This is a genomic window from Streptomyces sp. NPDC090445, from assembly GCF_044769385.1.
GTDB lineage: Bacteria > Actinomycetota > Actinomycetes > Streptomycetales > Streptomycetaceae > Streptomyces.
The window spans coordinates 40,864-65,070 of the sequence record NZ_JBIVXV010000004.1; the positions used below are offsets into that span (position 1 = coordinate 40,864).

The 24,207-nt window shown below is 68.6% G+C and carries 16 protein-coding genes and 1 pseudogene; 14 read left to right on the forward strand and 3 right to left on the reverse strand.

The window, feature by feature from the left end; all coding sequences use genetic code 11:
* The first annotated feature begins 63 nt into the window (after positions 1–63).
* The 7 genes from rplK to ACIQUT_RS11035 all read left to right on the forward strand — a co-directional run bounded on the left by rplK (position 64) and on the right by ACIQUT_RS11035 (position 11,885).
* On the forward strand, positions 64–498 hold the full coding sequence (rplK, locus tag ACIQUT_RS11005) for a 50S ribosomal protein L11 (protein ID WP_179173465.1): 435 nt from the start codon (positions 64–66) through the stop codon (positions 496–498).
* An 89-nt stretch (positions 499–587) separates the two neighbouring features.
* Positions 588–1,316, forward strand: a complete 729-nt coding sequence (rplA, locus tag ACIQUT_RS11010; RefSeq protein WP_385673233.1) for a 50S ribosomal protein L1 — start codon at positions 588–590, stop codon at positions 1,314–1,316.
* A 355-nt stretch (positions 1,317–1,671) separates the two neighbouring features.
* Positions 1,672–2,493 carry a hypothetical protein gene (locus ACIQUT_RS11015; RefSeq protein WP_403561740.1) on the forward strand — a complete coding sequence of 274 codons (822 nt, stop codon included), beginning with the start codon at positions 1,672–1,674 and terminating at the stop codon, positions 2,491–2,493.
* A gap of 283 nt (positions 2,494–2,776) precedes the next feature.
* A complete protein-coding gene (gene rplJ / locus ACIQUT_RS11020) occupies positions 2,777–3,307 on the forward strand; it encodes a 50S ribosomal protein L10 (RefSeq protein ID WP_403561743.1) in 531 nt (176 codons plus the stop codon).
* Between the two features lie 111 nt (positions 3,308–3,418).
* On the forward strand, positions 3,419–3,802 hold the full coding sequence (rplL, locus tag ACIQUT_RS11025) for a 50S ribosomal protein L7/L12 (protein ID WP_403561745.1): 384 nt from the start codon (positions 3,419–3,421) through the stop codon (positions 3,800–3,802).
* A gap of 602 nt (positions 3,803–4,404) precedes the next feature.
* Entirely contained in the window at positions 4,405–7,887 is a 3,483-nt protein-coding gene (gene rpoB, locus ACIQUT_RS11030) for a DNA-directed RNA polymerase subunit beta (RefSeq protein WP_403561746.1), read from the forward strand.
* Between the two features lie 98 nt (positions 7,888–7,985).
* Positions 7,986–11,885, forward strand: a complete 3,900-nt coding sequence (locus ACIQUT_RS11035) for a DNA-directed RNA polymerase subunit beta' (protein ID WP_403561748.1) — start codon at positions 7,986–7,988, stop codon at positions 11,883–11,885.
* A gap of 140 nt (positions 11,886–12,025) precedes the next feature.
* On the opposite strand, the gene ACIQUT_RS11040 is transcribed toward ACIQUT_RS11035, so the two are convergent.
* Positions 12,026–14,518: a YfhO family protein gene (locus ACIQUT_RS11040; RefSeq protein WP_403561749.1), complete on the reverse strand. Its 2,493-nt coding sequence runs from the start codon at positions 14,516–14,518 to the stop codon at positions 12,026–12,028.
* 425 nt (positions 14,519–14,943) lie between these two features.
* Here ACIQUT_RS11040 and rpsL point away from each other — a divergent pair, with 425 nt between their 5' ends.
* From rpsL to ACIQUT_RS11065, 5 genes and pseudogenes are all read left to right on the forward strand, one after another.
* Positions 14,944–15,315, forward strand: coding sequence for a 30S ribosomal protein S12 (rpsL, locus tag ACIQUT_RS11045; protein WP_007265893.1), 372 nt, complete (start codon positions 14,944–14,946; stop codon positions 15,313–15,315).
* 2 nt (positions 15,316–15,317) lie between these two features.
* Positions 15,318–15,788: a 30S ribosomal protein S7 gene (gene rpsG / locus ACIQUT_RS11050; protein ID WP_114053724.1), complete on the forward strand. Its 471-nt coding sequence runs from the start codon at positions 15,318–15,320 to the stop codon at positions 15,786–15,788.
* Between the two features lie 39 nt (positions 15,789–15,827).
* Positions 15,828–17,957 carry an elongation factor G gene (fusA, locus tag ACIQUT_RS11055; protein ID WP_403561751.1) on the forward strand — a complete coding sequence of 710 codons (2,130 nt, stop codon included), beginning with the start codon at positions 15,828–15,830 and terminating at the stop codon, positions 17,955–17,957.
* Positions 17,958–18,109: 152 nt separating this feature from the next.
* Complete coding sequence (tuf, locus tag ACIQUT_RS11060) at positions 18,110–19,303, forward strand: elongation factor Tu (protein ID WP_403561753.1); 1,194 nt, start codon at positions 18,110–18,112, stop codon at positions 19,301–19,303.
* Between the two features lie 397 nt (positions 19,304–19,700).
* Positions 19,701–20,575: pseudogene (locus ACIQUT_RS11065) on the forward strand (hypothetical protein); the annotation flags it as partial.
* Positions 20,576–20,620: 45 nt separating this feature from the next.
* Here ACIQUT_RS11065 and rfbC read toward each other — a convergent pair.
* A complete protein-coding gene (gene rfbC, locus ACIQUT_RS11070; protein ID WP_403561755.1) occupies positions 20,621–21,220 on the reverse strand; it encodes a dTDP-4-dehydrorhamnose 3,5-epimerase in 600 nt (199 codons plus the stop codon).
* The gene (rfbA, locus tag ACIQUT_RS11075) at positions 21,217–22,092 is read right to left on the reverse strand and encodes a glucose-1-phosphate thymidylyltransferase RfbA (RefSeq protein ID WP_403561757.1); all 876 of its coding nucleotides are present in this window, start codon (positions 22,090–22,092) and stop codon (positions 21,217–21,219) included. Before rfbA ends, rfbC begins: the two co-directional genes overlap by 4 nt.
* A gap of 83 nt (positions 22,093–22,175) precedes the next feature.
* On the opposite strand from rfbA, the gene rfbB reads away from it, so the two are divergent.
* Both rfbB and rfbD read left to right on the forward strand, forming a co-directional pair.
* Positions 22,176–23,153: a dTDP-glucose 4,6-dehydratase gene (rfbB, locus tag ACIQUT_RS11080; RefSeq protein ID WP_403561759.1), complete on the forward strand. Its 978-nt coding sequence runs from the start codon at positions 22,176–22,178 to the stop codon at positions 23,151–23,153.
* Positions 23,150–24,103, forward strand: coding sequence for a dTDP-4-dehydrorhamnose reductase (rfbD, locus tag ACIQUT_RS11085; RefSeq protein ID WP_403561761.1), 954 nt, complete (start codon positions 23,150–23,152; stop codon positions 24,101–24,103). Before rfbB ends, rfbD begins: the two co-directional genes overlap by 4 nt.
* Positions 24,104–24,207: the final 104 nt, after the last annotated feature.

Sequence of the window (24,207 nt, forward strand, 5' to 3'; positions counted from 1 at the left end):
TATGCCTCCATCCGGATGACCGGATCGGCGGCGGAAAACTCTCACTAGGACCCGGAGAGAGCAATGCCTCCCAAGAAGAAGAAGGTCACGGGGCTTATCAAGCTCCAGATCAACGCCGGTGCGGCCAACCCGGCCCCGCCGGTCGGCCCCGCGCTGGGTCAGCACGGCGTCAACATCATGGAGTTCTGCAAGGCCTACAACGCCGCGACCGAGTCGCAGCGCGGCATGGTCGTGCCGGTGGAGATCACGGTCTACGAGGACCGCTCCTTCACCTTCGTGACCAAGACCCCGCCGGCCGCCAAGCTGATCCTCAAGGCTGCGGGCGTGGACAAGGGCTCCGGCACCCCGCACAAGGACAAGGTCGCCAAGCTGACGGCCGCCCAGGTCCGCGAGATCGCCGAGCTGAAGATGCCCGACCTGAACGCCAACGACGTCGACGCCGCCATGAAGATCATCTCTGGTACCGCGCGTTCGATGGGCGTCACCGTCGAGGGCTGATTTCAGCCATCCCCTGCACCACCCGTGGTAGGGCCAAGCGCTGGTCCGCACCACAACTCCATGCCTGAAGCGAAAAAACAGGAGCAGAAGTGAAGCGCAGCAAGACTCTCCGCGCTGCGGACGCCAAGGTCGACCGGGAGAAGCTGTACGCCCCGCTCGAGGCCGTCCGTCTCGCCAAGGAGACCTCCTCGGTCAAGTTCGACGCCACCGTCGAGGTCGCCTTCCGCCTGGGTGTTGACCCGCGCAAGGCCGACCAGATGGTCCGTGGCACCGTGAACCTCCCGCACGGCACCGGTAAGACCGCCCGGGTCCTGGTCTTCGCGACCGGTGACCGTGCTGCGGCCGCGGAGGCCGCCGGCGCCGACATCGTCGGCAACGACGAGCTGATCGACGAGATCGCCAAGGGCAACCGCCTGAACGAGTTCGACGCGGTTGTCGCCACCCCGGACCTCATGGGCAAGGTCGGCCGCCTCGGCCGCGTGCTCGGTCCGCGTGGTCTGATGCCGAACCCGAAGACCGGCACCGTGACGATGGACGTGGCCAAGGCCGTCACCGAGATCAAGGGCGGCAAGATCGAGTTCCGCGTCGACAAGCACTCGAACCTGCACTTCATCATCGGCAAGGTCTCCTTCTCCGATGAGCAGCTGGTCGAGAACTACGGCGCGGCGCTGGAGGAGATCCTCCGTCTGAAGCCGTCCGCCGCCAAGGGCCGCTACCTGAAGAAGGCCGCCGTGAGCACCACCATGGGCCCCGGCATCCAGCTCGACCCGAACCGCACCCGGAACCTCCTCGTCGAGGAAGACCCGGCTGCTGTCTGATCGGGCGGGCCGTACGGCCCACCTGACCGGCTGAGCGCCTGAACGGGCCCCCGCACTCCCTCGGGAGGGCGGGGGCCCGTTCGCATGCCCGCGCCCGGACGGGGCCGGTGTGCACGGAAATGCGCACGATTTCCGCGGTCACCGCACGTACAGTCGACGGTGATCGACACCGTGCGCTTCAGGGGTGGGGAAGCCCGAGGACGAAGCGCACGCCGCGCGCACACCGCAGAACGCCGCCGCCTCCGCGCAGCCGGCGGCGGGGCCCGGGACGGGAGGCCGCCACGGCCTGCCGGTGCCGCGCACACGACGGAACCACGGCCGCACGGCCGCACCGGCACCACACAGGGGGAACGACATGACCACGACTGCCTCGACGCGAGCGGGCGCAGCCCTCGCCGGCGCCGTACTGCTCCTCGGCGGTCTCACGGCCTGCGACTCCGGCACGAAGGACGCGGCGCAGGACGCGGCGAAGGGCGCCAAGCCCGCCGCAGCGGCCCCCCAGTCGCCCCAGGAGGCCGTCAAGGCCGCCTACGCCAAGACGCTCCAGGCGAAGAACGCGGCGTTCCGGACGACGGCCGTGGGGGAGGACGGCAAGACCACCGTGATCGCCGGCACCGGGGCCTGGTACCCGACCGCCCGCGACATGAAGCAGGCGAGCGGCAAGCGGCAGATCATGCTGCCCGGCGTCATCTACACGGAGCTGGACAAGCCGCTGGAGGGCAAGCACTGGATGAAGATGACCCTGGGCAAGGACGGCAAGCCCACGGCCCGCTTCGAGGACACCCCGGTCGAGTACCTCGCGCTGATGATCGACCAGCCCGGGGTGCAGCACGTCGGCACCGAGCAGGCGGCGGGCGTGCAGGCCGAGCACTACCGCGGGACCTTCACCCCCGACCAGCTGATGGCCGGCGACGAGAAGAGCCGGCTCGTGCCGGACGCCGAGCGCGCGAGCCTGCGCGAGGCGCTGCAGCGCACCAAGCTCACCTCGTACGGCCTCGACGTGTGGGTCGACAAGGACGGCCACCCCGTCAAGGCCGAGGCCCGGCGCACCTACGACAAGGGCGCCGACCACGTCACCTCGGAGTTCTCCGCGTACGGCGCGGCGGCCGCCGTGCAGGCCCCGCCGGAGGACGACACGGCCGACTTCGACGCGGTGATGAAGGGGATCGGCGGGTAGCCGGCCGGTACGGAGGCTCCCGGGGGACGCCCGATTTGCTCGACGAGGGCGCGGTGTCGTAATCTTCCGTGGAAGCCAAAGACCGCTGGTCGTTGCCGCGCCCGCAAGGGGGCGGTGGCCGAAGGATCCGCTGAAAGCGGGCGACCCGCGCAGGTGAATGTGGAAAGGCTCCCGGGATCTTGATCCTGGTCGAGCGTTGCCCCGTGCGCCTGCGCCCGGGGCGCTTTGTTTTGTCCAGCCCCTTCTGCGCGGTCCTCATCACCCGGAAGGAGGCCGACGCTCTATGGCAAGGCCCGACAAGGCTGCCGCGGTAGCCGAGCTGGAGGACATGTTCCGCAGCTCGAACGCCGCTGTGCTGACCGAGTACACGGGGCTCACCGTTGCGCAGCTCAAGACGCTGCGTCGTTCGCTCGGTGAGAACGCCCAGTACGCCGTGGTGAAGAACACGCTGACCAAGATTGCGGCCAACTCGGTCGGGATCACCGCGCTGGACGAGCACCTTGCTGGTTCGACCGCGGTCGCCTTCGTCACCGGGGACCCGGTGGAGTCGGCGAAGGCTCTGCGTGACTTCGCCAAGGACAACCCGAAGCTCGTCATCAAGGGCGGTGTCCTTGACGGCAAGGCGCTGTCCGCCGACGAGATCAAGAAGCTTGCGGACCTCGAGTCCCGCGAGGTTCTGCTCGCCAAGCTGGCCGGTGCCATGAAGGGCAAGCAGTCCCAGGCTGCCGCGCTCTTCCAGGCGCTGCCGTCGAAGCTCGTCCGCACCGTGGACGCGCTGCGCGCCAAGCAGGCCGAGCAGGGCGGTGCCGAGTAATTCGGCTCGCGCATTGATCCGCGCCGCCTAGTGCGCGGGTCGTAGCGGGCCGTTACGCCCGCCTTTCGATACATCTCGGCACCAGCCGAATTAGTGGAAGGATCGCCCATCATGGCGAAGCTGTCTCAGGACGACCTGCTCGCTCAGTTCGAGGAGATGACCCTCATCGAGCTCGCCGAGTTCGTGAAGGCCTTCGAGGAGAAGTTCGACGTCACCGCCGCCGCCCCGGTCGCCGTTGCCGCCGCCGGCGTCCCGGGTGCCCCGGCCGAGGCCGAGGAGGAGAAGGACGAGTTCGACGTCATCCTCACCGGTGCGGGCGACAAGAAGATCCAGGTCATCAAGGTCGTGCGTGAGCTGACCTCCCTGGGTCTGAAGGAGGCCAAGGACCTCGTCGACGGCACCCCGAAGCCGGTCCTCGAGAAGGTCAACAAGGAGGCCGCTGAGAAGGCCGCCGAGTCCCTCAAGGGCGCCGGTGCCTCCGTCGAGGTCAAGTAACACCTCTGAGGCCGCCTGACGGCCTCTGCGAAGGGCGATCACCCGTAAGGGTGGTCGCCCTTCGGCGTATCCGGCGGCGCCTGACTTGCCCTGTCGTCGTTGGGGAGTAGGGTGATCATCGTTGCCCCGTGCCAGGGTCCCGCGACGGGGCCGAGATGATCCGCACGGAGCAGGGGGCCTTGACGAACGGCACGCGGCGCGCAATTCTCAGACCCGCATGGGGTCGGTCGGCTCGATCCGCGATCGGGAGACCGATCGAGGATCCGAGGCATGGATCGACTACGAAGAGGGCAGTACTGATACGCGCTCTGTGTACGAGAGCCGTGACGTTGGACGCAGCGGTTGGTTTTTGACGACGTGGGGAAGGCCTGTTGCCGGTTTCCGGAAACCTGGTCTGGACATCAGTGAGCCAAGTGGCTACACTGACCCTTTGCGCTGCCTGTTAGCTGTCCCCTGCCCGTCGCCAGGGGCATGCCCACGCTCGAGCACACTTGATTGATACGCCCTGACCTGGCATTTCAACCAGTTCGGGGGGTGCGTCTCCTGTGTCGGCTGGGACCGGTACGCGCGTAGTGAGTCCGAGCCCTCGGAAGGACCCCCTCTTGGCCGCCTCGCGCAACGCCTCGACCAATACGAACAACGGTGCCAGCACCGCCCCGCTGCGCATCTCCTTTGCAAAGATCAAGGAGCCGCTCGAGGTTCCGAACCTCCTGGCGCTGCAGACCGAGAGCTTTGACTGGCTGCTCGGCAACAACGCCTGGAAGTCTCGCGTCGAGTCGGCGCTCGAGAGTGGACTGGACGTTCCCACGAAGTCCGGTCTCGAGGAGATCTTCGAGGAGATCTCGCCGATCGAGGACTTCTCCGGGTCGATGTCGCTGACCTTCCGCGACCACCGGTTCGAGCCGGCGAAGAACTCGGTGGACGAGTGCAAGGAGCGCGACTTCACGTACGCGGCGCCGCTCTTCGTCACGGCCGAGTTCACGAACAACGAGACCGGTGAGATCAAGTCTCAGACGGTCTTCATGGGCGACTTCCCGCTCATGACCAACAAGGGCACCTTCGTGATCAACGGCACCGAGCGTGTCGTCGTGTCGCAGCTGGTGCGCTCCCCCGGTGTCTACTTCGACTCCTCCATCGACAAGACGTCCGACAAGGACATCTTCTCCGCCAAGATCATCCCGTCCCGCGGTGCCTGGCTGGAGATGGAGGTCGACAAGCGCGACATGGTCGGTGTCCGCATCGACCGCAAGCGCAAGCAGTCCGTCACCGTCCTCCTGAAGGCCCTCGGCTGGACCACCGAGCAGATCCTCGAGGAGTTCGGCGAGTACGAGTCCATGCGCGCCACCCTGGAGAAGGACCACACCCAGGGCCAGGACGACGCGCTGCTCGACATCTACCGCAAGCTGCGTCCGGGCGAGCCGCCGACCCGTGAGGCCGCGCAGACGCTGCTCGAGAACCTGTACTTCAACCCGAAGCGCTACGACCTGGCGAAGGTCGGCCGCTACAAGGTCAACAAGAAGCTCGGCGCCGACGAGCCGCTCGACGCCGGCGTGCTGACCGTCGACGACGTCATCGCGACGATCAAGTACCTCGTGAAGCTCCACGCGGGCGAGGCCGAGACCATCGGCGAGTCCGGCCGTTCGATCGTCGTCGAGACCGACGACATCGACCACTTCGGCAACCGCCGCCTGCGCAACGTCGGCGAGCTCATCCAGAACCAGGTCCGCACGGGTCTGGCGCGTATGGAGCGCGTCGTCCGCGAGCGCATGACCACCCAGGACGTCGAGGCGATCACGCCGCAGACCCTGATCAACATCCGGCCGGTCGTCGCCTCCATCAAGGAGTTCTTCGGCACCAGCCAGCTGTCGCAGTTCATGGACCAGAACAACCCGCTGTCTGGTCTGACCCACAAGCGCCGCCTCTCCGCGCTCGGCCCCGGTGGTCTGAGCCGCGAGCGGGCGGGCTTCGAGGTCCGTGACGTCCACCCGTCGCACTACGGCCGCATGTGCCCGATCGAGACCCCCGAAGGCCCGAACATCGGTCTGATCGGCTCGCTCGCCTCGTACGGCCGCGTCAACGCGTTCGGCTTCATCGAGACCCCGTACCGCAAGGTCGTCGACGGCCAGGTCACCGACGAGGTCGACTACGTCACCGCCGACGAGGAAGACCGCTTCGTCATCGCCCAGGCGAACGCCCGCCTGGACGAGAACCTGCGCTTCGCCGAGGGCCGCGTCCTCGTCCGCAAGCGTGGCGGCGAGGTCGACTACGTCGAGCCCGCCGACGTGGACTACATGGACGTCTCGCCGCGCCAGATGGTGTCCGTCGCCACCGCGATGATCCCCTTCCTGGAGCACGACGACGCCAACCGCGCCCTCATGGGCGCGAACATGATGCGCCAGGCCGTTCCGCTCATCAAGGCGGAGGCCCCGCTCGTCGGCACCGGCATGGAGTACCGCTGCGCCGTCGACGCCGGCGACTCCATCAAGGCGGAGAAGAACGGTGTCGTCCAGGAGGTCTCGGCCGACTACATCACCGTCACGAACGACGACGGCACGTACACCACGTACCGCGTCGCCAAGTTCTCCCGCTCGAACCAGGGCACCTCGGTCAACCAGAAGGTGATCGTCAACGAGGGCGACCGGGTCGTGGAGTCCCAGGTCCTCGCCGACGGTCCGGCGACCGAGAACGGCGAGATGGCGCTGGGCAAGAACCTGCTCGTCGCGTTCATGCCGTGGGAGGGCCACAACTACGAGGACGCGATCATCCTGTCGCAGCGCCTCGTCCAGGACGACGTCCTCTCCTCGATCCACATCGAGGAGCACGAGGTCGACGCCCGTGACACCAAGCTCGGCCCCGAGGAGATCACCCGGGACATCCCGAACGTCTCCGAGGAGGTCCTCGCCGACCTCGACGAGCGCGGCATCATCCGCATCGGTGCGGACGTCGTCGCCGGCGACATCCTGGTCGGCAAGGTCACCCCGAAGGGTGAGACCGAGCTGACCCCGGAGGAGCGCCTGCTCCGCGCGATCTTCGGTGAGAAGGCCCGCGAGGTCCGTGACACCTCCCTGAAGGTGCCGCACGGTGAGATCGGCAAGGTCATCGGCGTCCGCGTCTTCGACCGCGAGGAGGGGGACGAGCTTCCCCCGGGCGTGAACCAGCTGGTCCGCGTCTACGTCGCCCAGAAGCGCAAGATCACCGACGGTGACAAGCTCGCCGGCCGCCACGGCAACAAGGGTGTCATCTCCAAGATCCTCCCGATCGAGGACATGCCCTTCCTCGAGGACGGCACCCCGGTCGACATCATCCTCAACCCGCTCGGTGTCCCGTCCCGAATGAACCCGGGACAGGTCCTGGAGATCCACCTCGGCTGGCTCGCCAGCCGCGGCTGGGACGTCTCCGGCCTCGCGGACGAGTGGGCCGAGCGCCTGCAGGCCATCGGCGCGGACTCCGTCGCCCCCGGCACCAACGTCGCCACCCCGGTGTTCGACGGTGCCCGCGAGGACGAGCTGGCCGGCCTCCTGCAGCACACGATCCCGAACCGCGACGGCGAGCGCATGGTGCTCCCGACCGGCAAGGCGCGCCTGTTCGACGGCCGCTCCGGCGAGCCGTTCCCGGACCCGATCTCGGTCGGGTACATGTACATCCTCAAGCTCCACCACCTGGTCGACGACAAGCTCCACGCCCGTTCGACCGGTCCGTACTCGATGATCACGCAGCAGCCGCTGGGTGGTAAGGCGCAGTTCGGTGGCCAGCGCTTCGGTGAGATGGAGGTGTGGGCGCTCGAGGCTTACGGCGCCGCCTACGCCCTCCAGGAGCTCCTGACCATCAAGTCCGACGACGTCACCGGCCGCGTGAAGGTCTACGAGGCCATCGTCAAGGGCGAGAACATCCCCGAGCCGGGCATTCCCGAGTCCTTCAAGGTGCTCATCAAGGAAATGCAGTCGCTCTGCCTCAACGTGGAGGTGCTGTCCTCGGACGGCATGTCCATCGAGATGCGCGACACCGACGAGGACGTCTTCCGCGCTGCGGAGGAGCTGGGTATCGACCTGTCCCGGCGCGAGCCGAGCAGCGTCGAAGAGGTCTGACGGGCCTGGCCGGGGGCTCGCAACCGCAGCCCCCGGCCATCCCCGGGACCGTTCAGACCATGATTGAGACACGACCCCGAAAGAGGGATTGACGCACAGTGCTCGACGTCAACTTCTTCGACGAGCTGCGGATCGGCCTTGCCACCGCGGACGACATCCGTACCTGGTCCCACGGCGAGGTCAAGAAGCCGGAGACCATCAACTACCGCACCCTGAAGCCCGAGAAGGACGGACTCTTCTGCGAGAAGATCTTCGGTCCGACCCGGGACTGGGAGTGCTACTGCGGCAAGTACAAGCGTGTCCGCTTCAAGGGCATCATCTGTGAGCGCTGTGGCGTCGAGGTCACGCGCGCCAAGGTGCGCCGTGAGCGGATGGGCCACATCGAGCTTGCCGCTCCCGTCACCCACATCTGGTACTTCAAGGGCGTCCCGTCGCGCCTCGGCTACCTGCTGGACCTCGCGCCGAAGGACCTCGAGAAGGTCATCTACTTCGCCGCGTACATGATCACGTTCGTCGACGACGAGCGCCGTCAGCGCGACCTGCCGTCGCTGGAGGCCCACGTCTCCGTCGAGCGCCAGCAGATCGAGAACCGCCGCGACTCCGACCTGGAGGCCCGCGCCAAGAAGCTCGAGTCCGACCTGGCCGAGCTCGAGGCCGAGGGCGCCAAGGCCGACGTGCGCCGCAAGGTGCGCGAGGGCGCCGAGCGCGAGATGAAGCAGCTCCGCGACCGCTCCCAGCGCGAGATCGACCGCCTGGACGAGGTCTGGAGCCGCTTCAAGAACCTCAAGGTCCAGGACCTGGAGGGCGACGAGCTCCTCTACCGCGAGCTGCGTGACCGCTTCGGCACGTACTTCGACGGCTCGATGGGTGCCGCAGCGCTGCAGAAGCGCCTGGAGTCCTTCGACCTGGAGGAGGAGGCCGAGCGCCTCCGCGAGATCATCCGCACCGGCAAGGGCCAGAAGAAGACCCGTGCGCTGAAGCGCCTGAAGGTCGTCTCCGCGTTCCTGCAGACCAGCAACAGCCCCAAGGGCATGGTCCTGGACTGCGTCCCGGTCATCCCGCCGGACCTGCGTCCGATGGTGCAGCTGGACGGTGGCCGCTTCGCGACCTCCGACCTGAACGACCTGTACCGCCGTGTCATCAACCGCAACAACCGCCTGAAGCGCCTTCTCGACCTCGGTGCCCCCGAGATCATCGTGAACAACGAGAAGCGCATGCTCCAGGAGGCCGTCGACGCGCTGTTCGACAACGGCCGCCGCGGCCGCCCGGTCACGGGCCCCGGCAACCGTCCCCTGAAGTCCCTCAGCGACATGCTGAAGGGCAAGCAGGGTCGCTTCCGCCAGAACCTGCTCGGCAAGCGAGTCGACTACTCGGCGCGTTCCGTCATCGTCGTCGGCCCGCAGCTCAAGCTGCACCAGTGCGGTCTGCCCAAGGCCATGGCGCTGGAGCTCTTCAAGCCGTTCGTGATGAAGCGCCTGGTCGACCTGAACCACGCGCAGAACATCAAGTCGGCCAAGCGCATGGTCGAGCGCGGCCGCACCGTCGTGTACGACGTCCTCGAAGAGGTCATCGCCGAGCACCCGGTGCTGCTGAACCGTGCGCCCACGCTGCACCGCCTCGGCATCCAGGCCTTCGAGCCGCAGCTGGTCGAGGGCAAGGCCATCCAGATCCACCCGCTCGTCTGCACCGCGTTCAACGCGGACTTCGACGGTGACCAGATGGCCGTGCACCTGCCGCTGTCCGCGGAGGCGCAGGCCGAGGCCCGCATCCTGATGCTGTCCTCGAACAACATCCTCAAGCCGGCCGACGGCCGCCCGGTGACGATGCCGACCCAGGACATGGTCCTCGGTCTGTTCTTCCTCACCACGGACGGCGAGCTGCGCGACGTCAAGGGCGAGGGCCGTGCCTTCGGCTCCACCGCCGAGGCGATCATGGCCTTCGACGCCGGCGAGCTCTCGCTGCAGTCGCAGGTCGACATCCGCTTCCCGGTGGGCACCATCCCGCCGCGCGGCTGGGTCGCCCCGGTCGCCGAGGAGGGTGAGCCGGAGTTCCAGCCGGGCGACAGCTTCCGTCTGAAGACCACGCTGGGCCGTGCGCTCTTCAACGAGCTGCTGCCGGAGGACTACCCGTTCGTCGACTACTCGGTGGGCAAGAAGCAGCTCTCCGAGATCGTCAACGACCTGGCCGAGCGCTACCCCAAGGTCATCGTGGCGGCGACGCTCGACAACCTGAAGGCGGCCGGCTTCCACTGGGCGACCCGTTCCGGCGTCACCGTGGCCATCTCCGACGTCGTGGTCCCCGAGGCCAAGAAGGAGATCGTCGCGGGCTACGAGGCCCAGGACGAGAAGGTCCAGAAGCAGTACGAGCGCGGTCTGATCACCAAGGACGAGCGCACGCAGGAGCTCATCGCGATCTGGACCAAGGCGACCAACGAGGTTGCCGAGGCGATGAACGCGAACTTCCCCAAGACCAACCCCATCTTCATGATGGTTGACTCGGGTGCCCGAGGAAACATGATGCAGATGAGGCAGATCGCCGGTATGCGTGGTCTGGTGTCGAACGCGAAGAACGAGACCATCCCGCGTCCGATCAAGGCCTCGTTCCGTGAGGGCCTCTCCGTGCTGGAGTACTTCATCTCCACCCACGGTGCCCGTAAGGGTCTGGCCGACACCGCCCTGCGTACCGCCGACTCGGGTTACCTGACCCGTCGTCTGGTGGACGTCTCGCAGGACGTGATCATCCGCGAGGAGGACTGCGGCACCGAACGCGGCCTGAAGCTGAAGATCGCCTCCCGGGACGAGACCGGTGTCCTGCGCAAGGCCGAGGACGTCGAGACCTCGGTGTACGCGCGCATGCTCGCCGAGGACGTCGTCGTCGACGGCAAGGTCCTGGCCCCGGCCAACGTCGACCTGGGCGATGTCCTCATCGACCAGCTCGTCGCGGCCGGCGTGGAGGAGGTCAAGACCCGCTCGGTCCTGACCTGTGAGTCCGCCGTCGGTACCTGTGCCTTCTGCTACGGCCGCTCCCTGGCCACCGGCAAGCTGGTCGACATCGGTGAGGCGGTCGGCATCATCGCCGCCCAGTCCATCGGTGAGCCCGGTACCCAGCTGACGATGCGTACCTTCCACACCGGTGGTGTGGCCGGTGACGACATCACCCAGGGTCTGCCGCGTGTCGTCGAGCTCTTCGAGGCCCGTACCCCGAAGGGTGTCGCCCCGATCTCCGAGGCCGCCGGCCGCGTGCGGATCGAGGAGACCGAGAAGACCAAGAAGATCGTCATCACGCCGGACGACGGCAGCGACGAGACGGCCTTCCCGATCTCCAAGCGCGCCAAGGTCATCGTCCACGAGGGCGACCACGTCGAGGTGGGCCAGAAGCTCACCGCGGGTGCCACCAACCCGCACGACGTGCTGCGCATCCTCGGCCAGCGTGCGGTCCAGGTCCACCTGGTCGGCGAGGTCCAGAAGGTCTACAACTCGCAGGGCGTGTCGATCCACGACAAGCACATCGAGATCATCATCCGGCAGATGCTCCGCCGCGTGACGATCATCGAGTCGGGCGACGCCGAGCTGCTTCCGGGCGAGCTCGTCGAGCGGTCGCGCTTCGAGACCGAGAACCGTCGTGTGGTCACCGAGGGCGGTCACCCCGCCTCCGGCCGTCCGCAGCTGATGGGTATCACCAAGGCCTCGCTCGCCACCGAGTCCTGGCTGTCGGCGGCGTCCTTCCAGGAGACGACCCGGGTTCTGACCGACGCGGCGATCAACGCCAAGTCGGACTCCCTGATCGGCCTCAAGGAGAACGTCATCATCGGTAAGCTCATCCCGGCCGGTACGGGCCTCGCCCGCTACCGCAACATCCGGGTCGAGCCCACCGAGGAGGCGAAGGCCGCGATGTACTCGGCCGTCGGCTACGACGACATCGACTACTCGCCCTTCGGCACCGGCTCCGGCCAGGCCGTCCCGCTGGAGGACTACGACTACGGCCCGTACAACGGCTAAGAGTCGCCAAGAGGAAGCCCCCCGCTGCTCCGGAAGGAGCGGCGGGGGGCTTCCTCGTTCCTGTACGCATGCAGGGGCTGTACGTACGTACGGGCCGGGGCCGTACGGGCGGTGGCCCCGGCCCTCAGGCGCCCCGGCCCTCAGGCGCGGCGCCGGCGGCGGAGCCCGGCGAGGGCGGCCCCGGTCAGGGCCAGGAGGGCCACGCCGGCGCCGGCCAGGCCCGGGGCGAGCCCCTTCGGGGTGAAGGTGCAGTCGAGCCTGGTCGTGCCGGGGGAGACGGGGAGGGCGAGCAGGCCGTGGAAGGAGCCGGGGGCCACCGGCTTCGCGTCGGCGGTGCACTGCCAGCCGGGGACGGCGGTCATGGCGAAGACGGCCGTGCCGGTGGTGCCCGCGGGGAGGACGGCCCGGATGCCGTGCCCGCCCGTGGCGACGTCGGTGGCACCCGTCCGGGTGAGGCCGCGGACGGTGTCGTCCAGCCTGGCGCGGTCCAGGCAGCCGATCGGGTGGTCCCCGGCGCCGGCACCCTCGGTCCGGGTCCGCACCGTCACCGCCACCGTGCCGTCCGCGGGGACCGGGCCCAGCTTCACGACGCCCGTCACCTGGTCCTCCAGGGGCCGCTGTGCGCCGCCGTGGGCGAGGGTTCCGTACAGGTCGGGGGAGAACCAGTAGGCCTCCGAGCCGGGGGCGCACTGCGCGGCGTACGTCTGCTCCGCGGCCGTGCCGCCCCGGACCGTCCGCGGGACCTGGTAGACGGCCGCGCCGAGGACGTTCTCCTGGCGGGCGTACACGCTGCCGGCCGGGTTGGGGGAGGTGAAGGTGCCGCTGCGGACGGTGACGAGCGGGGGAGCCGGGAAGCGGGCCGCGGTCCAGGTGTCTTCCGCCGGGCCGGGGCTGACGCGGGCGCCGATCGAGAAGATCGCGTCGAGGACCGGGTTGTCGGCGCCGAAGAAGGTCCGGCCGTCGTTCTTGAAGCCGTAGCCGAGGGGCTCCAGCGCCTTGTACGTGGCCTCCGGCAGGTAGCTGCTGTAGTACTGCGGGCCCTCCGCGCCCAGCGCCAGGGCGTCGTTGTACGAGGTCTGCGGCGCGCCCGAGTCGGTCCGGTAGCGGGGCCAGCCGTTCACCTCGCGGACGGCGTCGTGGTGCGCGCTGATCGAGCGGTTCGAAGTGGCGACCGGCTTGGCCCAGCGCTCCCGGGAGCGGCGGGCGTCGGCACTGGCGGCGGCCGCCGTGGACTCGGCGAAGACCACGCCGGCCATGAGCAGGGCGGCCGCGGGGACCAGGAAGCGGCGCCGGTCGCCCTGCGCCGACAGGGCCAGGAGCAGGGCCAGGAGCGAGACGGCGCCGCCGCCGAGGACCGCCCGCCAGGTCCAGCCGCCGAAGTCGTCGGTGTGCCGGAGCAGGAAGGCCGCGGCGACCAGCAGGCCCGCCGCCGCGGCGAGGTGGAGGGGGCGCGGCCGGTGGGCCAGGGAGAGCCAGGCCAGGACCACGACCATCCCGCTGAAGACGAACGCCTCCCGGTACGGGTTGCCGTTCGGCACCGCGAGCCCGTGCCACAGGTACTGGGTGGGCGGGAACTGGAAGGAGGCGAGGACCAGCAGCGTCGCCGCCGCCCACACCAGGCGGGTCCTGCGGGCGATGGCCGCGTTGAACAGGAAGGACCCGGCCAGGATCAGGCCCAGCGAGGCCACGTACAGCCGGGGCCGGCCGCCCCAGAGGTGGGTGGCGGGCAGCATCCCGGACAGGAAGACCTCGATGCGCACCGGGTCGAAGGCCGCGGCCTGCGTCGGCTGCGCGGCGCTGCTGGACAGGAAGGACGGCAGGAGCAGCGGCAGGGTGAGCAGGATGCCCGTTCCCGCGGCGGTCGAGGCCCGCCAGAGGGCCTGCAGCCGCTGCCGGCCGGTCAGGTCCAGTGTGGCCGTGCGGACGGCGAGCAGCACGCAGGCGGCCATCGTGGCCATCATCGCGGTGTAGAAGTTGCCGAACCAGGCGAGCGCGACGAACAGGGCGGCGCCGGTCCAGCGGCGGCCCTGCAGGCACCACTCGACGGCGATGCCCAGCAGCGGGAACGCCACGAGGCCCCACAGCCACATGGGGATGTACGAGGCGTCGCTCAGGGCCCAGCCGCACAGCCCGTAGCAGGCGCCGAGGACCCCGCGCTGCCACCACGGCCCGGGGTGCAGCCGGCCGAGGTAGACGGCCATGACGGCGGCGGCGGTGCCCATGGTGACCGGGGTGACCAGGAAGACGGCGAGGTCGACGTGGGCCCGCGGGACGAGCACGGCCAGCCAGGAGAACGGATTGCCGAGGTACGTGTGGTAGTCGGACAGGAACTGCTGTCCGAAGCCGCCGCGCCAGCTGAACAGGACGTCGCCGGCGGCCTGCCCGTGGACCAGGTCCCACAGCCCCCGGTGGAAGGGCACGTACTGGTTGGCCTGGTCGTTGACGGCCCGGCCGGTGTTGCCGAAGGGGAAGGTGCCGCGGGCCGCCCAGGACGCGCAGAACGCGCCGGCGGTGAGGAGGAAGGCGAGCAGCGGCCCGTACAGGCGCTCGGGCCGCGGCAGCCGGCGGCGGGGACCGGGTGCGGTGAGGACGGGGCTGTCGGCGGCCGTCGGCTCCGGGGTGACCGTCCGCAATGTCCCGCTCCCTGCTGGTGGTGCCGTTCGGTCTGGATCGCTGACGCATCTTAGTTGCCGGGCGGGAGCGGCCCGGCGGGTGCGGACGGCGGCCGCCGGCGACTCATACCACATCCGGGGGCCGGGTGCCTGTCAGGCGGCCGGTGGCCAAGTGCCGCATGACCGGCGGGGATGTCGCGGGGGTCGCGGCGGTGCCTTTGTTTTGACCGGAGTGGATGCGGTGGGTACGCTCAGACCTTGTGCCTGGGGTGTGCCTGGGCTCCCGTGCGTGTCCATCAACCGCACGCGAGTCGCACCGGCCACCGAGGTCCACACGCCTTTTTCCGCTTGCGGGAGGGCCTGCCGGATCCGACACACCCGACCGCGTGGGTCGGCAGAAGTTCCAGGTTAGCTTCACTACACGGCACACAGAAACCGGAGAAGTAGTGCCTACGATCCAGCAGCTGGTCCGTAAGGGCCGGCAGGACAAGGTCGAGAAGACGAAGACGCCCGCGCTTGAGGCTTCGCCCCAGCGCCGTGGCGTCTGCACGCGTGTGTTCACGACCACCCCGAAGAAGCCGAACTCGGCGCTCCGCAAGGTCGCGCGTGTGCGTCTGACCTCCGGCATCGAGGTCACCGCTTACATTCCGGGTGAGGGACACAACCTGCAGGAGCACTCGATCGTGCTCGTGCGTGGTGGCCGTGTGAAGGACCTGCCGGGTGTTCGTTACAAGATCATCCGCGGTGCGCTTGACACCCAGGCTGTCAAGAACCGCAAGCAGGCCCGCAGCCGCTACGGCGCCAAGAAGGAGAAGTAAGAATGCCTCGTAAGGGCCCCGCCCCGAAGCGCCCGGTCATCATCGACCCGGTCTACCAGTCTCCTCTTGTCACCTCGCTGATCAACAAGATCCTGCTGAACGGCAAGCGCTCCACCGCCGAGCGCATCGTCTACGGCGCCATGGAAGGCCTCCGCGAGAAGACGGGCAACGACCCGGTCATCACGCTGAAGCGCGCGCTGGAGAACGTCAAGCCGTCGCTCGAGGTCAAGTCCCGCCGTGTCGGTGGCGCGACCTACCAGGTTCCCGTCGAGGTCAAGCCGGGTCGCCAGTCGACCCTCGCGCTGCGCTGGCTCGTGGGCTACTCCCGCGCCCGCCGCGAGAAGACCATGACCGAGCGCCTCATGAACGAGCTCCTCGACGCGTCGAACGGCCTTGGTGCGGCCGTGAAGAAGCGTGAGGACACGCACAAGATGGCCGAGTCCAACAAGGCCTTCGCGCACTACCGCTGGTAGTCGCAACCCACATCGAGACCGAGAGAAGACTGAAGCCTTATGGCTACCACTTCGCTTGACCTGGCCAAGGTGCGCAACATCGGCATCATGGCCCACATCGACGCGGGCAAGACGACCACCACCGAGCGCATCCTGTTCTACACCGGTGTGTCTTACAAGATCGGTGAAGTCCACGACGGCGCTGCCACGATGGACTGGATGGAGCAGGAGCAGGAGCGCGGCATCACGATCACGTCTGCCGCGACGACCTGCCACTGGCCGCTCGAGAACGTCGACCACACCATCAACATCATCGACACCCCGGGTCACGTGGACTTCACGGTCGAGGTGGAGCGTTCGCTCCGCGTCCTCGACGGTGCCGTCACCGTGTTCGACGGTGTCGCCGGTGTGGAGCCGCAGTCCGAGACGGTGTGGCGTCAGGCCGACCGTTACGGCGTGCCGCGCATCTGCTTCGTCAACAAGCTCGACCGCACCGGCGCCGAGTTCCACCGCTGCGTCGACATGATCAAGGACCGCCTGGGCGCGGTTCCGATCGTCATGCAGCTCCCCATCGGTGCCGAGGCCGACTTCCAGGGTGTCGTCGACCTCGTCACGATGAAGGCGTTCGTCTGGTCCGCCGAGGCGACCAAGGGCGAGATGTACGACGTCGTCGACATCCCGGCCACGCACACCGAGGCTGCTGAAGAGTGGCGCGGCAAGCTGGTCGAGACCGTCGCCGAGAACGACGACGAGATCATGGAGCTCTTCCTGAACGGCGACGAGCCGTCCGTGGAGCAGCTGCACGCCGCCGTCCGTCGCATCATCATCGGCTCCGGCAAGGGTGGCGGCTCGACCATCACCGCGGTGTTCTGTGGCACGGCGTTCAAGAACAAGGGCGTTCAGCCCCTGCTCGACGCCGTCGTCCGCTACCTGCCGTCGCCGCTGGACATCGAGGCCATCGAGGGCCACGACGTCCGCGACGCCGAGGTGGTCGTGAAGCGCAAGCCGTCGGACGAGGAGCCCCTCGCCGCGCTCGCGTTCAAGATCATGAGCGACCCGCACCTCGGCAAGCTCACCTTCGTCCGGGTTTACTCGGGCCGCCTGGAGGCCGGCACTGCGGTGCAGAACTCCGTCAAGGGCAAGAAGGAGCGCATCGGCAAGATCTACCGCATGCACGCGAACAAGCGTGAGGAGATCGACTCGGTGGGCGCCGGCGACATCGTCGCCGTCATGGGCCTGAAGCAGACCACCACCGGTGAGACGCTGTGCGACGACAAGCAGCCGGTCATCCTGGAGTCCATGGACTTCCCGGCCCCGGTCATCCAGGTCGCCATCGAGCCCAAGTCCAAGGGTGACCAGGAGAAGCTGGGTGTCGCCATCCAGCGTCTCGCGGAGGAGGACCCCTCCTTCCACGTTCACTCGGACGAGGAGACGGGCCAGACCATCCTCGGCGGTATGGGCGAGCTGCACCTCGAGGTGCTGGTCGACCGTATGAAGCGCGAGTTCAAGGTCGAGGCCAACGTCGGCAAGCCGCAGGTCGCGTACCGCGAGACCATCCGCAAGGCGGTCGAGCGCCACGACTACACGCACAAGAAGCAGACCGGTGGTACCGGTCAGTTCGCCAAGGTGCAGATCGCGATCGAGCCGATCACGGACGCCGAGGGCCCCGCGTACGAGTTCGTGAACAAGGTCACCGGTGGCCGCGTGCCGAAGGAGTACATCCCCTCGGTCGACGCGGGTGCGCAGGAGGCCATGCAGTTCGGCATCCTGGCCGGCTACGAGATGACGGGCGTCCGCGTCACGCTTCTCGACGGTGGCTACCACGAGGTCGACTCCTCCGAGCTCGCGTTCAAGATCGCCGGTTCGCAGGCCTTCAAGGAGGCCGCGCGCAAGGCGTCCCCCGTGCTCCTCGAGCCGATGATGGCCGTTGAGGTCACCACGCCCGAGGACTACATGGGTGAGGTCATCGGCGACATCAACTCCCGCCGTGGCCAGATCCAGGCCATGGAGGAGCGTCACGGCGCCCGCGTCGTGAAGGGCCTCGTGCCGCTTTCGGAGATGTTCGGCTACGTCGGAGACCTCCGCAGCAAGACCTCGGGTCGCGCCAGCTACTCGATGCAGTTCGACTCCTACGCCGAGGTTCCGCGGAACGTCGCCGAGGAGATCATCGCGAAGGCCAAGGGCGAGTAACTCTCCCGAGTACACGCTTTAGGCTTGTCACCGGACCCCCTGGGGCAACAGGGGAATTCAAAAAACCAGTTGCCCCGGGGACCGGCTTTCCAGCAAAGATCACCTGGCGCCGATCTGTAAGGCGTACAGAACCACTCTCCAGGAGGACCCCCGTGGCGAAGGCGAAGTTCGAGCGGACTAAGCCGCACGTCAACATCGGCACCATCGGTCACATTGACCACGGTAAGACGACCCTCACGGCCGCCATTACCAAGGTGCTGCACGACGCGTACCCGGACCTGAACGAGGCCTCGGCCTTCGACCAGATCGACAAGGCTCCCGAGGAGCGCCAGCGCGGTATCACCATCTCCATCGCGCACGTCGAGTACCAGACCGAGGCGCGTCACTACGCCCACGTCGACTGCCCGGGTCACGCGGACTACATCAAGAACATGATCACCGGTGCCGCGCAGATGGACGGCGCCATCCTCGTGGTCGCCGCCACCGACGGCCCGATGCCGCAGACCAAGGAGCACGTGCTCCTGGCCCGCCAGGTCGGCGTTCCGTACATCGTCGTCGCCCTGAACAAGGCCGACATGGTGGACGACGAGGAGATCCTGGAGCTCGTCGAGCTCGAGGTGCGCGAGCTCCTCTCCGAGTACGAGTTCCCGGGCGACGACCTGCCGGTCGTCCGCGTCTCGGCGCTGAAGGCGCTCGAGGGCGACAAGGAGTGGGGCGAGAAGCTCCTCGGCCTGATGGCTGCCGTGGACGAGTCGATCCCGACCCCGCCGCGTGACACCGAGAAGCCGTTCCTGATGCCCGTCGAGGACGTCTTCACGATCACCGGTCGTGGCACCGTCGTCACCGGTCGTATCGAGCGTGGTGTCCTGAAGGTCAACGAGACCGTCGACATCATCGGCATCAAGACCGAGAAGACCACCACCACGGTCACCGGCATCGAGATGTTCCGCAAGCTGCTCGACGAGGGCCAGGCCGGTGAGAACGTCGGTCTGCTGCTCCGCGGCATCAAGCGCGAGGACGTCGAGCGCGGCCAGGTCATCATCAAGCCGGGCTCGGTCACCCCGCACACCGAGTTCGAGGCCCAGGCCTACATCCTGTCCAAGGACGAGGGTGGCCGCCACACGCCGTTCTTCAACAACTACCGTCCGCAGTTCTACTTCCGTACCACGGACGTGACGGGCGTTGTGACCCTGCCGGCCGGCACCGAGATGGTCATGCCGGGCGACAACACCGAGATGTCGGTCGCGCTGATCCAGCCGGTCGCCATGGAGGAGGGCCTGAAGTTCGCCATCCGTGAGGGTGGTCGCACCGTGGGCGCCGGCCAGGTCACCAAGATCGTGAAGTAAGTTCTTCACGCTCTGACCTGGTAGTCCGCGCGAGCGGGCTCTGTGTCTGGCTCAAGGGCCCCTTCCCTTCCGCTTCGGCGGCGGGGGAGGGGCCCTTGGTCGTGTCCGGACCCGTGTCCGGACCTGTGTCCGCCCTCCCCTGCGTCCGTACGCGGGGGAGGGGGCGGGTACGGGAGAGAGCCGCACCTCCGTCGCGGTTTCCAGAGTTGGGGGCTGCTGGCGAGCGACTGCCTGCGCGTCGGCGTGCTCTGGCGCACGCGAGTGAGTGCCGGTCTGCGCGACGGCTGAACCCTGGAAGGGAACAGAGGTTTCCATACCGAATGGGTGACCTTTGCCGGGGGTGGTCGTTGAGTGCAGGGAGGGGTTCTTCGGCTGGCGCAGGGGCGGGGGTGCGGTAGTGGGCGGGTTGCGGGAGGTGGCGGCGCCGTTCGTCGTCCCGGGGCCGTCCGGTGTGGCGGTCCGCGACCGGCTCAAGGGCCTGACCGTCGAGGACGAGAGGGTTCTCCGGCTGGCCGGTGCGCTGCTCGGCTCGCTCGCTTCCCGGGATCTGAAGGCACGGTGCGCGGCGGGGCTGGATCACGACGCCGAGCAGTGGGCGAAGCGTAAGCGTGCGCTCACGCTGGAGTCTTCGTCGCGGTGGGCCGGGTCGATCACGAAGGCGACGCACGATCAGTGGGCGCTGGCCCGCCGCTGCCGGCTCGCGCACATCCAGTCCCTGCAAGCGGGCGTGCGCACGCTGACGGACCGGTTGTCGAAGCCAGTCGGTGAGAAGGGGGCCAAGGGGGCGCCGGGCGGGTACCGCAGCAGGCAGGAGTGGTTCGCCAGCTGATCTCCGGCATGCCCACCGGCAGACTCAAGGCCCGTCTGGTGTCCATGGCCTCCGAGCGCGGCCTGGCCATCGTCGCCGTGGACCCCGCCTACACCTCGATGTGGGGCGACGAGCACTGGCGCAAGCCCCTCACCAGCAAGACACGCAAGATGTCCCGCCACGATGCTGCGAGCATCGCGATCGGGCGACGCGCCCTCGGGTACCCGATCCGGCGACGGACGGCACCGCCCCCACCACACCAGAGCGATGTGGTAGGGCATCGGGCCGTCCAGGCCGGACCGGGCACCCCGGAGCGTAAGGGAACCCGTCCCCGCATCCCCGGACCACGGACACGATCCGTGCAGCCGGACGCGGAGCGGACGCGGGCGACCAGGACACCCAAAACCGTTCGGGATGTCCGCAGTGGACAGGAACGGGCCCAAGGCTCACTCCTGCTCACTGACCAGGAACGGTGCAGCCCTCTCGTGTCCGGCGTGCGGCCGCGGCCGTCAGTTCACGCGCAGGGACTCCGTGAACGCCTTGCAGACGGCGTAGTCGGGCAGCAGGCCCGTCTCGATGGCCTCCGCCAGCGACGGGGCGGCCTCGTCGCGCGCGGACAGCTGCGGGACCTCCGCCGGCCAGTCGATGCCCAGATCGGGGTCGAGCGGGTGAACCGAGTGCTCGCCGGTCGGGTTGTACGTCTCCGAGCAGAGGTACGAAAGCGTGGCGTCGTCGGAGAGCGCGCAGAAGCCGTGGCCCATGCCCTCGGGGATGTACACCGCGCGGCGGTCCGTGTCGTCGAGGCGGACGCCCTCCCAGCGGCCGAAGGTCGGGGAGCCGACCCGCAGGTCCACGATGACGTCGAGCACGGCGCCGCGCACGCAGGTCACGTACTTGGCCTGGCCGGGCGGCACGTCGGCGAAGTGGATGCCGCGGACCACGCCGCGCGAGGAGACCGAGAGGTTGGCCTGGGCCAGCTTCAGCGGGTGCCCGACGAGCTCGGACAGCCTGTCGAAGCGGTACCACTCGGTGAACAGGCCGCGCGGGTCGCCGTGCAGCTGCGGGGTGATCTCGTACACGCCCTCGATGGAGAGCTCGCGGAACTTCACTTGGCGGCCTCCTCGTCGAGCAGGTTCAGCAGGTACTGGCCGTAGCCGCTCTTCAGCAGCGGCTGGGCCAGCTCGCGCAGCTGCGCGCCGTCGATCAGGCCGGCCCGCCAGGCGGCCTCCTCGATGCAGCCGATCTTGAAGCCCTGGCGCTCCTCGATGACGCGGACGAACTCGGAGGCCTGGACCATCGAGACGAAGGTGCCGGTGTCCAGCCAGGCGGTGCCGCGGTCGAGGATGGTGACGTTGAGCTCGCCGGCCTGGAGGTAGGCGTCGTTGACGGCGGTGATCTCCAGCTCGCCGCGGGCGCTGGGCTTGAGCTCGCGGGCTATCTCCACGACGCGGTTGTCGTAGAAGTACAGACCCGGCACCGCGTAGCGGGACTTCGGCTTCTCCGGCTTCTCCTCGATGGAGACGGCCTGCCCGTTCTCGTCGAACTCGACGACGCCGTACGCCGTCGGGTCGGCGACCGGGTACGCGAAGACCCGGCCGCCCTTGGCGCCGGTGTGCTCGGCCAGGCGGGTGCCGAGGCCGCTGCCGTGGAAGATGTTGTCGCCCAGGATGAGGGCCACGGACTCGTCGCCGATGAAGTCGGCGCCCAGCACGAACGCCTGGGCGATGCCCTCGGGGCGCTCCTGGACCGCGTACTCCAGCCGCAGGCCGAACTGGGATCCGTCACCGAGCAGGCGCTCGAACTGGGGACGGTCCTCCGGCGTGGTGACGACCAGAATCTCGCTGATTCCGGCCATGACCAGGGTGGAGAGCGGGTAGTAGATCATCGGCTTGTCGAAGACGGGGAGCAGCTGCTTCGAGACTGCCCGGGTCAGCGGCCAGAGTCGGGATCCGGTGCCGCCGGCCAAGAGAATTCCACGCATGGCACCACACTATGCGAGAGCAACCGGAACGAAGGGCTCCGGACCGCTGGGGCGGTAGTACAAGCGACTAGACTCTCCGTACTATGCGCATTCTTGTGACCGGCGGCGCCGGCTTCATCGGTTCAGAATTCGTCCGCCAGCAGCTCGGCGCGGACGCATCGGCCCAGATCACGGTGTTCGACAAGCTGACCTACTCCGGTGTCGAGGCCAACCTCGCCCCGGTCGCCGGCCACGCGGGTTACAAGTTCGTCAAGGGCGACATCTGCGACGCCGAGGCCGTCGACGCGGTCATGCCCGGCCACGACGTCGTGGTGCACTTCGCCGCCGAGTCGCACGTGGACCGCTCCATCGCGGGCGCCGGCCCGTTCGTCATGACGAACGTCGTCGGTACGCAGGTCCTGCTGGACGCCGCCCGCAAGCACGGCGTCGGCCGCTTCGTCCACATCTCCACCGACGAGGTGTACGGCTCCATCAACGAGGGCTCCTGGACCGAGGAGTGGCCGCTGGTGCCCAACTCCCCGTACTCCGCCTCGAAGGCCTCCTCCGACCTGCTGGCCCTGGCGTACGCGCGGACCCACGGCATGGACGTCGTGGTGACCCGCTGCTCCAACAACTACGGGCACTACCAGTTCCCGGAGAAGGTCATCCCGCTGTTCGTCACCAACCTGATGGACGGCAAGAAGGTCCCGCTGTACGGCAACGGCGGCAACGTCCGCGACTGGCTGCACGTCTCCGACCACTGCCGCGGCATCGACCTGGCCATGCGCAAGGGGCGCGGCGGCGAGGTCTACAACATCGGCGGCGGCACCGAGCTCACCAACAAGGAGCTCACCGGCGTCCTGCTGGAGGCCGCGGGCCTCGGCTGGGACATGGTCGAGCACGTCGAGGACCGCAAGGGCCACGACCTGCGCTACTCCATCGACATCAGCAAGATCAACGCGGAGCTGGGCTACGCCCCGCAGGTCCGTTTCGAGGACGGCATCGCGCAGACCATCGCCTGGTACCGCGAGAACCGCGCCTGGTGGGAGCAGCTGAAGGACAAGGCGGCGCTGCAGAAGTGACCGCCGCCGACCCGAACGCCGACGCCGCCCCCGTCTCGTCCGCCGCCCCCGAGGCCGCCGGACGCTGGCTCGTCACCGGTGCCGCGGGCATGCTCGGCCAGGACGTCCTGGCCGTCCTGAAGGACGCCGGGATCGAGGCCGCCGGCCTGCGCCGGGCCGACCTCGACATCACCGACTCGGCGGCGGTCCGCGCCGCCGTCGACGGTGTCGCCGTGGTGGTCAACTGCGCCGCCTGGACCGACGTGGACGGCGCGGAGACGGCCGAGGAGGCCGCCACCGCCGTCAACGGCACCGGGGTGCGCGTGCTCGCCGCCGCGTGCGCCGACGCAGGCGCACGCCTGCTGCACGTCTCCACCGACTACGTGCTGCCCGGGGACGCCTCCGAGCCGTACCGCGAGGACACGGCCACCGGCCCGGTCAACGCGTACGGCCGCAGCAAGCTGGTCGGCGAGCAGGCCGTCGCCGAACTGCTGCCGCAGGACGGCTACGTGGTCCGCACCGCCTGGCTGTACGGCGAGCACGGCCCGAACTTCGTCGCCACCATGCTGAAGCTGGCCGCGCAGCGCGACACCCTAGACGTGGTCGACGACCAGCACGGGCAGCCGACCTGGTCGTACGCCCTCGCCCACCGGCTGGTCGAACTGGGCCTCGCCGCGCTGGCCGGACGCGCCCCCGGCGGCGTCTACCACGGCACCGCGAGCGGCCGCACCACGTGGTTCGGGCTGGCCCGCGAGGCCTACCGGCTCGGCGGCCTGGACCCGGAGCGCATCCGTCCGACGACCTCCGAGGCCTTCGTCCGCCCGGCGGCGCGCCCCGCGTTCAGTGTCCTCGGTCACGCCCGCTGGTCCGAGGCCGGCCTGTCCCCGCTGCCGGACTGGCGCGAGCAACTCGCCGGGGCGCTGCGGCAGCCCGCCTTCGCCGACCTGCTGAAATCCCCCTCGCAGGGCTGAGCGGCAGAGCGGCTCACCCTCCTCCGCACACCGCGCTGCGGGGCCCTGACAGGACTGTCAGGGCCCCGCAGGCGCCATCAGGTGTGCCATATGCTTCTCCTATT

Bases quoted from the DNA above. Each gene is read 5' to 3' on its own strand.
- rpsG (WP_114053724.1), top strand. From the start codon at position 15,318: ATGCCTCGTAAGGGCCCCGCCCCGAAGCGCCCGGTCATCATCGACCCG.
- rplL (WP_403561745.1), top strand. From the start codon at position 3,419: ATGGCGAAGCTGTCTCAGGACGACCTGCTCGCTCAGTTCGAGGAGATG.
- fusA (WP_403561751.1), top strand. From the start codon at position 15,828: ATGGCTACCACTTCGCTTGACCTGGCCAAGGTGCGCAACATCGGCATC.
- rplK (WP_179173465.1), top strand. From the start codon at position 64: ATGCCTCCCAAGAAGAAGAAGGTCACGGGGCTTATCAAGCTCCAGATC.
- rfbB (WP_403561759.1), top strand. From the start codon at position 22,176: ATGCGCATTCTTGTGACCGGCGGCGCCGGCTTCATCGGTTCAGAATTC.
- rplJ (WP_403561743.1), top strand. From the start codon at position 2,777: ATGGCAAGGCCCGACAAGGCTGCCGCGGTAGCCGAGCTGGAGGACATG.
- ACIQUT_RS11015 (WP_403561740.1), top strand. From the start codon at position 1,672: ATGACCACGACTGCCTCGACGCGAGCGGGCGCAGCCCTCGCCGGCGCC.
- rfbA (WP_403561757.1), bottom strand. From the start codon at position 22,092: ATGCGTGGAATTCTCTTGGCCGGCGGCACCGGATCCCGACTCTGGCCG.